This is a genomic window from Streptomyces sp. GL_148, assembly GCF_057834205.1.
Window position 1 is genome coordinate 2,811,980 of the sequence record NZ_CM174396.1, and the last position, 12,975, is coordinate 2,824,954.

Sequence of the window (12,975 nt, forward strand, 5' to 3'; positions counted from 1 at the left end):
GATCCTTAAGGCGGCCTTGAGCGACGCCTCACGGACCCTTAACCCACACGCTGAGGTCGGCGTTCCGTCAGGGAAACAACGGCGATGCCGTGGGGAAACAGCGGCCCCGCACTCTCGTGTCATGACCTCGGAACAGCAACGCGTGGTGGTGATCGGCGGCGGCCTCGCCGGCCTGCGGCTCGCCGCCCGGCTGGGCGGGGACGTACGCGTCCTCGGCGAGGAGGCGCACGCCCCCTACAACCGGGTCCTCCTCGCGGAGGTCCTGGCCGGCCGGTACGCGCCGGAGGTGACGGCCCTCCCGGCCCCCGGGCCGGCGCTGCGCCGGGGCGTGCGGGCGGTACGGATCGACCGGGCGGAGCAGGTGGTGCACTGCGACGACGGCACCGTCGAGCCGTACGGCACCCTCGTCCTGGCCACGGGGTCGAACCCGGTCCTCCCTCCGCTGCGCGGCCTCTTCGAACCCGAAGGGCGGGAACTCCCCGCCGGGGTCCACGCGTTCCGCACCATGGACGACTGCCTGGCCCTGTCGGCTGCCGTACGTCCCGGCGTGCGCGCGGTGGTGATCGGCGGCGGCCTCCTCGGCGTCTCGGCGGCCCGCGCGCTGGCCGAGCGCGGCGCCCAGGTCGTCCTGGCACAGCAGGGCGAGCGCCTGATGGAGCGCCAACTCGACGCGGAAGCCTCGGCCCTGCTGCGCACCCACCTGGCCACCCTGGGCGTGGAGATCCACACGGAATGCCGAGTCCGAGGCCTCTCGACGACGCACCCTGCCGGCGGCATCAGCCAAAATCCAGCCCCTCCGGCGTTTGAGGAGCGGGTCCGGGCAGAGCCCGGAACGCCCCGCAGGGCCGCCACTCCCGCAGCCGCCGCCCCCGCCCGCACCCCGGGCCGGCGCCCGGGAACCAACCCCGCCCAGGCCCACCGCCAGGTCACCGGCGTCGACCTCGCCGTCGGCTACCGCCTCGACGCCGACCTCGTCGTCCTCGCCTGCGGCGTCCGCCCCCGCACCGGCCTCGCCCAGGCCGCCGGCCTCGACGTCCGCACCGGCATCCTCGTCGACGACGAGCTCCGCACCAGCGATCCCCGCATCCACGCCATCGGCGACTGCGCCGAGCACGCGGGCCGGGTGTACGGACTGGCCGGCCCCGCCCTCGAACAGGCCGACGCCCTCGCCGACGTCCTGCTCGGCACCGGCGGGGGGCTCGTCGCGGACCCCGCCTACGCCGGCACCCGCGCCCTCACCCGCCTCACCCTCACCGCCGGGGGCGACCGGCCCCTCGACCTCGCCGCCTTCGGCGAGACAACCCCGCTCCCCGGCGACGACGTGGTCCGGCTCACCGACGCCACCCGCCGCACCTACCGCAAGGTCGTCGTCCGAGGCGACCGCCTCGTCGGCGGGGTCCTGCTCGGTGAACTCTCCAGCGTGGGCGCCCTCGCCCGCAGCTGGGAGGACGGCGCCCCCCTCACCGACCAGCACGGTCTCTTCGACCTGCACCACCTGCTCACCGACGACGGAGGCTCCTGATCATGGCCGCAGCCACGCCCACGCCCGCCCCGGGCACCGCCCAGGCCACCACGCAGGCCACCGCCCAGACCCCCGGGACCCGGAAGCCCGCCCTCGTGCTCATCGGCCACGGCATGGTCGGCCAGCGCTACCTGGAGGCGCTCGCCGAACTCGGCGCCACCGCCACGCACCGGATCACCGTGCTCTGCGAGGAGCCCCGCCCCGCCTATGACCGCGTGCACCTGACCTCGTACTTCTCCGGCAGCACCCCCGAGGACCTCTCCCTCACCCCAGCCTCCTTCATGGAGGAGCACGGGATCGCCCTGCACCTCGACGACCCCGCCGAGAGCATCGACCGCGAAGCCCGCACCGTCACCTCCCGCACGGGGCGGGTGTTCCCGTACGACGTGCTCGTGCTCGCGACCGGCAGCTACCCCTTCGTGCCGCCCGTCCCCGGCAAGGACGCCCCCGGCTGTTTCGTGTACCGCACCATCGAGGACCTCCTCGCGATCGAGGAGTACGCGAAGACCCGGACCACCGGCGCCGTGGTCGGCGGCGGCCTGCTCGGGCTGGAGGCCGCCGGCGCGCTCCAGGGCCTCGGACTCACCACTCAGATCGTGGAGTTCGCGCCCCGCCTGATGCCCGTCCAGGTCGACGAGGGCGGCGGCGCGGCCCTGCTCCGCACCATCCAGAACATGGGGCTCACCGTCCACACGGGCGTCGGCACCCAGGAAGTGCTCACCGGCGAGGACGGCGCGGTCAGCGGCATGAAGCTGTCCGACGGCTCCAGCGTCGCCACCGACCTGGTCGTCTTCTCCGCGGGCGTCCGCCCCCGCGACCAGCTCGCCCGCGAGAGCGGACTGGCCGTCGGCGAACGCGGCGGCATCTCCGTCGACGCCCGCTGCCGCACCTCCGACCCGCACGTCTACGCCATCGGCGAGTGCGCGCTCGCCTCAGACGGCCGCGTCTACGGGCTCGTCGCCCCCGGCTACGAGATGGCGGAGACGGCCGCGGCCGACCTGCTGGGCCGCGGGAAGGAGTTCACCGGCGCCGACCTCTCCACCAAGCTCAAGCTGCTCGGCGTGGACGTGGCCTCCTTCGGCGACGCGCACGGCGCCACCGCCGGCAGCCTCGACGTCGTCTACTCCGACTCCCGCTCCGGCGTCTACAAGAAGGTGGTCGTCTCCGCCGAAGGCGTGCTGCTCGGCGGCGTCCTGGTCGGCGACGCCGACTCCTACGGCCTGCTGCGCCCGCTCACCGGCTCCGTACCGCCCGTCACCCCCGAGCAGCTGGTGATGCCCGCCGGCGCCGGAGCACCCGTCGCCCTCGGCCCCGGCTCGCTCCCCGACACCGCGGTCATCTGCTCCTGCCACAACGTCACCAAGAAGGCCATCACCGCCCACAGCACCGTCCCCGAGGTCAAGAAGTGCACCAAGGCGGGCACCGGGTGCGGGAGCTGCCTCAAGGTGATCGGCCAGCTGATGCCGCCCGCCGCCGACAAGGGGCTCTGCGACTGCTTCCCCTTCACCCGCGCCGAGCTCTACGAGATCGTCCGCACCCTGCGCGTGACCTCGTACGAGAAGCTCCTCGACAGCCACGGCCGCGAGGAGGCGCGCGGCGGCGAAGGCTGCGAGGTCTGCAAGCCCACCGTCGGTTCGATCATCGCCTCACTCGCCCCCACCCTGGGCGCGAGCGGCTACGTCCTGGACGGGGAGCAGGCCGCCCTCCAGGACACCAACGACCACTTCCTCGCCAACATGCAGCGCAACGGCTCGTACTCGGTCGTCCCGCGCATCCCCGGCGGCGAGATCACCCCCGACAAGCTCATCGTGATCGGCGAGGTCGCCCGCGACTTCGGCCTCTACACGAAGATCACCGGCGGCCAGCGCATCGACCTCTTCGGCGCCGCCATCGACCAGCTCCCCCTCATCTGGGCCCGGCTCGTCGAGGCCGGATTCGAGTCCGGGCACGCGTACGGCAAGGCCCTGCGGACGGTGAAGTCCTGCGTGGGCCAGACCTGGTGCCGCTACGGGGTCCAGGACTCCGTACGGATGGCCATCGACCTGGAGCTGCGCTACCGCGGCCTGCGCGCCCCGCACAAGCTCAAGTCGGCGGTCTCCGGCTGCGCCCGGGAGTGCGCGGAGGCACAGAGCAAGGACTTCGGGATCATCGCGACGGCGAGCGGCTGGAACCTCTACGTCGGCGGCAACGGCGGGGCCACCCCGCGCCACGCCGACCTGCTGGCCCAGGACCTGTCGGACGCCGAACTGGTCCGGCTCATCGACCGGTTCCTGATGTTCTACATCCGCACCGCCGACCGGCTGGAGCGGACCTCCACCTGGCTGGACCGGCTGGAGGGCGGCCTGGAGCACCTGCGGGACGTGATCGTGCGCGACTCGCTCGGGCTGTGCGCGGAGCTGGAATCGCTGATGGCCGACCACGTGGCGCACTACCGCGACGAGTGGGCCGAGACCCTGGACGACCCGGAGCGGCTGCGCCGGTTCGTGTCCTTCGTCAACGCCCCGGGCGCACCCGACCCGAGCGTGAAGTTCGTCCCCGAACGCGGTCAGGTCAAGCCCGACCTGGCCATCCTCACCCTGGAGCCCCTGGGAGGCACCCGATGACCGTGGAACTGCAGGTGGCGGAGGGATGGCTCACCGTGTGCGAGCTGTCGGCGCTGATCCCCGGGCGCGGGGTGGCGGCGCTGCTGCCCGACGGCAGCCAGGCCGCCGTGTTCGTCGACCGCGCGGGGCGCCCGTACGCCATCGGCAACCGGGACCCCTTCACCGGGGCGCAGGTGCTCTCGCGCGGGCTGGTCGGCTCGGCCGCGGGACGGCTCTTCGTGGCCTCGCCGCTGCTCAAGCAGCGCTTCGACCTGGAGTCGGGGCACTGCCTGGACGACGAGGAGGTGGCGGTCCGGACGTACCCGGTACGGACCGCCGCGACCTCGGGGTGAGGCTCAGGCCTGAACGATCGACGGGTCCATCCACATGATCTCCCAGGTGTGGCCCTCGAGGTCGTCGAAGGCCCGGCCGTACATGACGCCGTGGTCCTGGGCGGGGCGGGGCTCGGTGGCGCCGGCCGCCAGGGCCCCGTCGACGAACTCGTCTACGGCGGTGCGGCTCTCGGCGCTCAGACACAGCAGCACCTCGGAGGTGGTGGTGGCGTCCGCGATGCTCTTGTGGGTGAAGTCCTTGTACCGGGCCTCGGTCAGGAACATGGCCACGATCGAGTCGGTGATGGGCATCGCGGCGCAGTTCTCGTCGGTGAACTGGGCGTTGAAGCCGTAACCGAGCTTGCCCCAGAAGGTCTTGGTGGCCTCGAGGTCCTTGACCGGCAGGTTGACGAAGATCATGGTGGAGGACATCGCGGTCTCTCTTCTCTCGGTGCGTTGGCGTTGCTTTCGAGAGGTAGACCGGAGCCCTCCGGGAAACTCATCGCTCCCCGCGAAAGTTTTTCCAGGATCCAAGAAACCGCAGGTCAGCCCATGGTCGAGCGCAGCTCCAGGGCCGCCAGCGGTACGAAGCCCAGCCCATCGGCGCTCTCCAGCGAGGCGTCGACGCCGGCCAGCCGCTTGTGCAGGGCCAGCGCGATCCGCTCGCCCTGGGCCTTGGCCCGCTCCGCGTTCCGCCCCCGGTGCAGTCCGTCGATCGTGGCCCGCCACAGCTGCACCCAGCGCCCGAAGTCCTCGGCGGTCATCTCGCGGACCGACTGGAGGGCCGCGTGCGGGGCGAAGGCGTCGCGCCGGTAGTCGGCGCTGCGGAAGAGCGCCCGCTCCCAGAAGTCGGTGATCCGGGGCAGGTGCACGTCGAGGTCGGTACCGGCGATCTCGGTGAAGAAGGGCCCGATCCGCGGGTCGGCGAAGGCCGCCGTGTAGAAGCGGCGCAGCACGACGTCGAGGTCGGCGCGGCCGGTGATGTCGGCGTCGGCGGCGTTGGCGGCGTGGGGGTTCATCACTCCACCATCCTCCCGCACCGGCCCCCTCCCCAGGGCAGAAAGTCCTGCATCACCCCGTCCCGGCCCGCTTCGACGGCTCTCCTCTCGCCCTCCTCACCCCTCTCCTCACCCCTCTCCGATTTCAGGAAATCCCTCCGGGAGGATTGACCTCACGCCGGTCGCTCCCGCGTCATATGGAATTGACGTCACGTCAACTCGACGGTTCTAAGTTCCTCGACGCGTGCGTGACTCCTCGCCCGACCGGGCGCGGAGCCCCTCCTCCCACAGGAGTGACCGTGGAACGTCGTACCTTCCTTCGCGGGGCCGTCATCGGCTCCTCCGCCGCCGCCTTCGGCGGCACGCTGATGCACGGCGCGGCCTACGCGGCCCCCGCCCAGCCCGGCGCCGGACCCTACGGGGCGCTCGGCGCCGCCGACGCCAACGGCATCATGCTGCCCGCGGGCTTCAGCAGCCGGGTGATAGCCCGCTCCAGCCAGACGGTCCCCGGCACCTCGTACACCTGGCACAGCGCCCCCGACGGCGGCGCCTGTTTCGCCGACGGCACGGGCTGGATCTACGTGTCGAACTCGGAGATCAACCCCTCCGGCGGTGCGAGCGCGGTGAAGTTCAACTCCGCGGGCACCGTCACCGGCGCCTACCGGATCCTCTCCAACACCCGCCAGAACTGCGCGGGCGGCAAGACCCCGTGGAACACCTGGCTGTCCTGCGAGGAGGTCAGCCTCGGCTACGTCTACGAGGCGGACCCGTACGGGGTGAACGCGTCCGTCCGGCGCTCCGCGATGGGCCGCTTCAAGCACGAGGCGGCCGCCGCCGACCCCGTGCGCCAGGTGATCTACATGACGGAGGACGAGTCGAGCGGCTGCTTCTACCGCTTCATCCCCACCACCTGGGGCAACCTCTCTTCGGGCACCCTCCAGGTGCTCGTCGCCGGCACCGCCACCTCCGGCTCCTTCACCTGGCAGAACGTCCCGGACCCGGACGGCTCGCCGACCACCACCCGCACCCAGGTCTCGGGGTCGAAGAAGTTCAACGGCGGCGAGGGCTGCCACTACGCCAACGACACGGTCTGGTTCACCACCAAGGGCGACAACCGCGTCTGGCAGCTCAACCTCGCGAACAGCACCTACGAGCTCGCCTACGACGACTCCCTGGTCTCCGGCGGCGGCGCGCCCCTGACGGGCGTCGACAACGTCACGGGTTCCTCGTACGGCGACCTGTACGTCGCCGAGGACGGCGGCAACCTGGAGATCTGCGTCATCACCCCGGACGACATCGTCGCCCCCTTCCTGCGGGTCACCGGCCAGTCCTCCTCGGAGATCACCGGCCCGGCCTTCTCCCCCGCCGGCAACCGCCTCTACTTCAGCAGCCAGCGCGGCACGAGCGGCAGCTCCACGGGCGGCATCACGTACGAGGTCACGGGCCCGTTCCGCACCTGACCGATCCAGCCCCGCCGGCGTTTGAGGCGCGGGGTCTGGGGCAGTGCCCCAGGACACGGCGCCGCAGGTCACCACCGGCCGGGGCCAAATCCAGCCCCGCCGGCGTTTGAGGCGCGGGGGCCCGGGGGCGGAGCCCCAGGCAACGGCGCCGCAGGTCACCACCGACCGCACCCCGGCGGGGTCACGAACCCGCCGGGGCGCGGCCGGTCACGACACCACGGCCCCGCCCTTGAGCAGCGCAGCTCCCAACGGCGTCACCGTGTGCAGCACCGCGTTGCCCCGCCGCAGCGTGGTGACCAGCCCGGCCTCCCGCATCACCCCCGCGTGCTGGCTCGCGGAGGCCAGCGAGACCCCGGCCCGCCGCGCCAGCTCGCTCGTGGTGGCCCCGTCGCCGATCGCCTGGAGCACCACCGACCGGGTGTGCCCGACGAGCTTGCCCAGGGTGTGCTGGCGCTGCCGGCGCCGCTCCTCCGCCGGCCGGGCCGCCTCGCCGCCGACCTGCGCCGAGGACAGCTCGGCCGCCGCCGGATACACCAGCACGGGCGGCAGCTCCGGATCGTGCAGGGTCACCGCCGTGCGCCGGCAGAAGAAGGAGGGCTGGAGCAGCAGCCCGCGCCCCCGTAGCCGTACGTCCCGGTCCACGGGGTAGTCGCACTCCAGCACCGGCGCCCGCCACCGCAGCATCGGCGGCAGCGAGGCCAGCAGTTCGTCCGCTCCCCCGTCGAGCAGCGCCCGCCCCCGCGCGGCCCGCTCGGCCTCGATCTGCGCCTGGATGTGGCTCCAGTACGGCTCCACGGCCGCCCGGTGGTACCCGCGCAGCTCCCCCATCAGCCGGGGCAGGTGCGCGGTGTCCCCCTCCATGAAGTCCCGCAGCCGCCTGGGCACCAGGGCCTCGGAGCCGCGGTACGCGCCCCCGCCGGCCCTGCCCGCAACCGTCGGCATCCCGAAGGCCGCGGCCATGCCGGAGCCCGACTCCACGCCCCGGCCGAGCAGCAGGAGCTCGCGCCGCAGCCGCTCGGGGCGGATCCCGCGCAGTGCGTCGAGGCCCACGTCCCACCCGTACTGCCCCTCCACGGGGGTCAGGAAATCGGGGAAATACCCGCGGCTCGGTATCAGCGCACCGAGAAGTCGTGTTTCACCATTCAACCTGGTGCGTGTTTCCGCACGCCAATCGCCGAAGAGCCGGGTATCCCGCCGCTCTCGTAAGCGGTGAAAACTCAGAATCGTTTCCCACAACGCATCCGGACGCCCTGCCATCCTTACGCGCGCGAGGTCCACTCCCGTGAAATGGATACGCAGCACCCGAACCCCCACCTGTGCAACCGCAATCCCCCCGCCCCTTGAGTATGCACGCCGTCACACGTGGTCACCATGGCCTTTCAGCCACAGTTGAAACCCCTTTCGGCGAGGGTGTGACAACCGAAATCCTGTACTCCGCCGGGCACACTCCGGCGCGACCGAAACGCTCCGCGAAGGCCGTGGGGGGCTTTGCGGGGCCTGGCGGTCGGTCGCACCGGGAAGCGCCGACGTGTCCGGCGGATTGGCGACAGGCGGTGGACGGGTGGGGATCCGTCCACCGCCTGTTGCCGTTAAGGCATCTGGAACAACATTGAACCAAATCTGAGCCCGGGGGAACGCCCACGAACACGGGGGAACACGACGGAACGCCGCGGAACGCCGGGGAACAGCGGGCGACAGCGGGCGACAGCGGCCAAGGCCGGGGAAATAGACGCGCCTGCCGCCGGACGTCAGGGAACCCGGGGGCAGGCGCGGTCAAGGGGGCCCCGGCATCGGGGCCGCGGAGCGGTCAGCGGCTGTCGCTGCCCTTCGCCTCGGCGGCGGCGCGGCCGGCTTCCAGGCGCGCGACCGGGATCCGGAACGGCGAGCAGGAGACGTAGTCCAGGCCGACCTCGTGGAAGAAGTGGACGGACTCGGGGTCGCCGCCGTGCTCTCCGCAGACGCCGAGCTTGAGGTCGGGGCGGGTGGCCCGGCCGGCCTCGACGGCGCTGCGGACCAGCGTGCCGACGCCGTCGCGGTCGATGGTCTCGAAGGGCGAGACCCCGAAGATGCCCTTCTCCAGGTAGGCGGTGAAGAAGCTGGCCTCGACGTCGTCGCGGGAGAAGCCCCACACGGTCTGGGTCAGGTCGTTCGTGCCGAAGGAGAAGAACTGCGCGGCCTCGGCGATCTGACCGGCGGTGAGGGCGGCGCGGGGCAGCTCGATCATGGTGCCGATGGTCAGCTTGAGGTTGGTGCCGGTGGCGGCCTCGATCTCGGCGATGACCGCGTCGGCCTCCTCGCGGACGATCTCGAGCTCCTGGACGGTGCCCACGAGCGGAACCATGATCTCGACCCGCGGGTCGCCCTTGGCGTTCGCGCGCTCGGCCGCGGCCTCGGCGATGGCCCGCACCTGCATGGCGAACAGGCCGGGGATGACCAGGCCGAGGCGGACGCCGCGCAGGCCCAGCATCGGGTTCTGCTCGTGCAGCTTGTGCACGGCCTGGAGCAGGCGCAGGTCGTTCTCGTTGGCGTCCTTGCGGGACTCGGCGAGGGCGACGCGCACCGACAGCTCGGTGATGTCGGGGAGGAACTCGTGCAGCGGCGGGTCGAGCAGGCGGACGGTGACGGGCAGTCCGTCCATCGCCTCGAACAGCTCGACGAAGTCCTTCTTCTGCAGCGGCAGGAGGGCACTGAGTGCCTCCTCCCGCTCCTTGTCGGTGTCCGCGAGGATCAGGCGCTCGACCAGCTCGCGGCGCTCACCGAGGAACATGTGCTCGGTGCGGCACAGGCCGATGCCCTGGGCGCCGAAGCGGCGGGCGCGCAGCGCGTCCTCGGCGTTGTCGGCGTTGGCGCGCACGCGCAGGCGGCGTACGCGGTCGGCGTAGGCCATGATCCGGTGCACGGCGGCGACGAGTTCGTCGGCGTCGTCGGCCCCGGCGTGCATGCGGCCCTCGAAGTACTCGACGACCGGAGACGGTACGACGGGTACCTCACCGAGGTAGACCTTGCCGGTGGAGCCGTCGATGGAGACGACGTCGCCCTCTTCGACGACCGTTCCGCCGACCGTCATGCGGCGGCGCTTGGTGTCGACCTCGAGGTCCTCGGCGCCGCAGACACAGGTCTTGCCCATGCCGCGGGCCACGACGGCGGCGTGCGAGGTCTTGCCGCCGCGGGAGGTCAGGATGCCCTCGGAGGCGATCATGCCGTCGAGGTCGTCCGGGTTGGTCTCGCGGCGGATCAGGATGACCTTCTCGCCGGAGCGGGACCACTTGACGGCCGTGTAGGAGTCGAAGACGGCCTTGCCGACGGCCGCGCCCGGGGAGGCGGCGATGCCGCGTCCCAGCAGCGTGGTCTTGGCGCTCTCGTCGAAGCGCGGGAACATCAGCTGCGCGAGCTGGGCGCCGTTGACGCGCTGGAGGGCCTCGGCCTCGTCGATGAGGCCCTGGTCCACGAGCTGGGTGGCGATGCGGAAGGCGGCGCCGGCGGTGCGCTTGCCGACGCGGGTCTGGAGCATCCACAGCTGGCCGCGCTCGATGGTGAACTCGATGTCGCAGAGATCCTTGTAGTGGGTCTCCAGCGTCGTCATGATCGTCATGAGCTGGTCGTACGAGACCTTGTCGATGGTCTCCAGGTCCGCGAGCGGCACGGTGTTGCGGATGCCCGCGACCACGTCCTCGCCCTGGGCGTTCTGCAGGTAGTCGCCGTAGACGCCCGCGTGGCCGCTGGCCGGGTCGCGGGTGAAGGCGACGCCGGTGCCCGAGTCGGGGCCGAGGTTGCCGAAGACCATGGAGCAGATGTTGACCGCGGTGCCCAGGTCGCTCGGGATGCGCTCCTGGCGGCGGTAGAGCTTGGCGCGGTCGGTGTTCCAGGAGTTGAAGACCGCTTCGACGGCGAGGTCGAGCTGCTCGCGGGCGTCCTGCGGGAACTCGCGGCCGGCCTGCTTGGCGACGATCTTCTTGAAGCGGGTGACCAGCTTCTTCAGGTCGGCGGCGTCGAGGTCGGTGTCGACGGTGACCTTCTTGGCGGCCTTGGCCTCGTCGAGGGCTTCCTCGAACAGCTCGCCGTCCACGTCGAGGACGGTCTTGCCGAACATCTGGATCAGGCGGCGGTACGAGTCCCACGCGAAGCGCTCGTTGCCGGCCTGGGTGGCGAGGCCGGTGACGGACTCGTCGGAGAGGCCGATGTTGAGGACCGTGTCCATCATGCCCGGCATCGAGAACTTGGCGCCGGAGCGCACGGAGACCAGCAGCGGGTCGTCCGACTGGCCGAGCTTCTTGCCCATCTTCGCCTCGAGGGCGGCGAGGTGCGCGCTGACCTCTTCGCGCAGCTCGGCCGGGGCCTCGCCGCTGTCGAGGTAGACCTTGCAGGCCTCGGTGGTGATGGTGAAGCCGGGAGGGACCGGCAGACCCAGGTTGGTCATCTCGGCGAGGTTGGCACCCTTGCCGCCGAGAAGGTCCTTGAGGTCGCGGTTGCCCTCCGTGAAGTCGTAGACGAACTTCTGATCTTTGTTTTCCGACACGGGTCTCGACTCCTCGAGGCTCGGTGGCTGCCCTGACGGCCAGGAACATACCCAGATCGAAGGCTTATGGGTACGTCCACTTGGCGGTCATGTGGCCGTAACCACCTGGGTGCCAGCCAATCGAATGTAACTAGCGAGTAGCCAAAACCTACCAAGACCCTTCACCTCCCGAAGGATGAGGTGCTCACTGAGGCTTGTTTCCGCTCCGATGAGCGATCATCGATACATTTGCGTTCAAGACTTGAACGCACAAAGGGTGGCACCCAGTGCCACCCTTTGAAAGTCTTACCCGTGACTATTGCGCTCATCTGAGCGAAACCTCACCCATGCGTGGCGTATGTCACGCCACGCATGGCACGTTTTGCCAGCAGTTTCTCAGCCTCCGGACGTGTCCAGTTCGGCGCCCTCGCTCACACCCGCACAGTCGTACGGATCCTTCAACCAGCCCTCGGGCAGGACAACCCGGTTGTTTCCGGACGTACGGCCCCGGGGGCCGTCCGCGCTGTCCGGCCAGGGCTGATCCAAATCCAGCTCGCTCAGATGAGCATCCAGCTCGGCCAGGGAGGAGGTGACGGCGAGCTTCTGCCGCATCTCCGAACCCACCGAGAAGCCCTTGGTGTACCAGGCCACGTGCTTACGGAAGTCGATCACCCCGCGCGCCTCGTCGCCGATCCACTCCCCCAGCAGCTGGGCGTGGCGGAGCATGGTCTGCCCGACCTCCCGCAACGTGGGCTTGTGGAAGTCCTCGGGACGGCCCTCGAAGGCCGCCACCAGGTCGTTGAACAGCCACGGACGCCCCAGGCAGCCGCGCCCGACGACGACACCGTCACAGCCGGTCTCGCGGACCATCCGCAGCGCGTCCTCGGCGCACCAGATGTCGCCGTTACCGAGCACCGGGATCTCCGGCACGTGCTCCTTGAGCCGTGCGATGGCCTCCCAGTCGGCGGTTCCGCCGTAGTGCTGGGCGGTGGTGCGGCCGTGCAGGGCTATGGCGGTGATGCCCTCCTCGACGGCGATCCGGCCGGCGTCGAGGTAGGTGAGGTGGTCGTCGTTGATGCCCTTGCGCATCTTCATCGTCACCGGCAGGTCGCCGGCGCCCGCGACGGCCTCGCGCAGGATCGCGCGCAGCAGGTTCCGCTTGTACGGGAGGGCCGAGCCGCCACCCTTGCGGGTGACCTTGGGCACCGGACAGCCGAAGTTGAGGTCGATGTGGTCGGCGCGGTCCTCTTCGACGATCATGCGGACCGCCTTGCCGACCGTCGCGGGGTCGACTCCGTACAGCTGGATCGAGCGGGGCTTCTCGGTCTCGTCGAAGTGGATCAGCTGCATGGTCTTCTCGTTGCGCTCGACCAGGGCCCGGGTCGTGATCATCTCGCTCACGAACAGCCCCTTGCCGCCCGAGAACTCGCGGCACAGGGTACGGAACGGGGCATTGGTGATGCCGGCCATCGGCGCGAGCACCACCGGGGGCTGCACGGTGTGCGGGCCGATCGCGAGAGGCGGGGGGAGCGTGGTCATCCCACCATTGTGGCTCAGTCGTGCCGTTGATCGCATGTCGTTAGTTA

General features: G+C 70.9%; 9 protein-coding genes. 4 read left to right on the forward strand and 5 right to left on the reverse strand.

Going from position 1 to position 12,975, the window contains the following annotated elements; all coding sequences use genetic code 11:
• Nucleotides 1-121: 121 nt before the first annotated feature.
• The 3 genes from AC3IYI_RS12985 to nirD are packed head-to-tail and all read left to right on the forward strand — an operon-like array spanning nucleotide 122 to nucleotide 4,457.
• Nucleotides 122-1,522 (forward strand): NAD(P)/FAD-dependent oxidoreductase, encoded by a 1,401-nt coding sequence (locus tag AC3IYI_RS12985; RefSeq protein WP_489410324.1) that lies wholly within the window; start codon nucleotides 122-124, stop codon nucleotides 1,520-1,522.
• Nucleotides 1,523-1,524: 2 nt separating this feature from the next.
• A complete protein-coding gene (gene nirB / locus AC3IYI_RS12990) occupies nucleotides 1,525-4,125 on the forward strand; it encodes a nitrite reductase large subunit NirB (RefSeq protein ID WP_489410325.1) in 2,601 nt (866 codons plus the stop codon).
• Nucleotides 4,122-4,457 carry a nitrite reductase small subunit NirD gene (gene nirD, locus AC3IYI_RS12995; RefSeq protein WP_243334654.1) on the forward strand — a complete coding sequence of 112 codons (336 nt, stop codon included), beginning with the start codon at nucleotides 4,122-4,124 and terminating at the stop codon, nucleotides 4,455-4,457. Before nirB ends, nirD begins: the two co-directional genes overlap by 4 nt.
• A 3-nt stretch (nucleotides 4,458-4,460) precedes the next feature.
• On the opposite strand, the gene AC3IYI_RS13000 is transcribed toward nirD, so the two are convergent.
• Nucleotides 4,461-4,868: a VOC family protein gene (locus AC3IYI_RS13000; protein ID WP_489410326.1), complete on the reverse strand. Its 408-nt coding sequence runs from the start codon at nucleotides 4,866-4,868 to the stop codon at nucleotides 4,461-4,463.
• A gap of 113 nt (nucleotides 4,869-4,981) precedes the next feature.
• Nucleotides 4,982-5,455 carry a group III truncated hemoglobin gene (locus tag AC3IYI_RS13005; protein ID WP_489410327.1) on the reverse strand — a complete coding sequence of 158 codons (474 nt, stop codon included), beginning with the start codon at nucleotides 5,453-5,455 and terminating at the stop codon, nucleotides 4,982-4,984.
• A gap of 278 nt (nucleotides 5,456-5,733) precedes the next feature.
• Between AC3IYI_RS13005 and AC3IYI_RS13010 the strand changes: the two genes are divergently transcribed.
• On the forward strand, nucleotides 5,734-6,894 hold the full coding sequence (locus AC3IYI_RS13010; protein ID WP_489410328.1) for an alkaline phosphatase PhoX: 1,161 nt from the start codon (nucleotides 5,734-5,736) through the stop codon (nucleotides 6,892-6,894).
• A gap of 207 nt (nucleotides 6,895-7,101) precedes the next feature.
• On the opposite strand, the gene AC3IYI_RS13015 is transcribed toward AC3IYI_RS13010, so the two are convergent.
• From AC3IYI_RS13015 to dusB, 3 genes are all read right to left on the reverse strand, one after another.
• The gene (locus AC3IYI_RS13015; RefSeq protein WP_489410329.1) at nucleotides 7,102-8,196 is read right to left on the reverse strand and encodes an ArsR/SmtB family transcription factor; all 1,095 of its coding nucleotides are present in this window, start codon (nucleotides 8,194-8,196) and stop codon (nucleotides 7,102-7,104) included.
• Nucleotides 8,197-8,701: 505 nt separating this feature from the next.
• A complete protein-coding gene (gene ppdK, locus AC3IYI_RS13020) occupies nucleotides 8,702-11,410 on the reverse strand; it encodes a pyruvate, phosphate dikinase (RefSeq protein ID WP_489410330.1) in 2,709 nt (902 codons plus the stop codon).
• A 375-nt stretch (nucleotides 11,411-11,785) separates the two neighbouring features.
• Entirely contained in the window at nucleotides 11,786-12,928 is a 1,143-nt protein-coding gene (gene dusB, locus AC3IYI_RS13025; protein ID WP_489410331.1) for a tRNA dihydrouridine synthase DusB, read from the reverse strand.
• Nucleotides 12,929-12,975: the final 47 nt, after the last annotated feature.

Coding starts and splice junctions, on each gene's coding strand:
- AC3IYI_RS13000 (WP_489410326.1), bottom strand. CDS start 4,868: ATGTCCTCCACCATGATCTTCGTCAACCTGCCGGTCAAGGACCTCGAG.
- nirB (WP_489410325.1), top strand. CDS start 1,525: ATGGCCGCAGCCACGCCCACGCCCGCCCCGGGCACCGCCCAGGCCACC.
- AC3IYI_RS12985 (WP_489410324.1), top strand. CDS start 122: ATGACCTCGGAACAGCAACGCGTGGTGGTGATCGGCGGCGGCCTCGCC.
- dusB (WP_489410331.1), bottom strand. CDS start 12,928: ATGACCACGCTCCCCCCGCCTCTCGCGATCGGCCCGCACACCGTGCAG.
- nirD (WP_243334654.1), top strand. CDS start 4,122: ATGACCGTGGAACTGCAGGTGGCGGAGGGATGGCTCACCGTGTGCGAG.
- AC3IYI_RS13005 (WP_489410327.1), bottom strand. CDS start 5,455: ATGAACCCCCACGCCGCCAACGCCGCCGACGCCGACATCACCGGCCGC.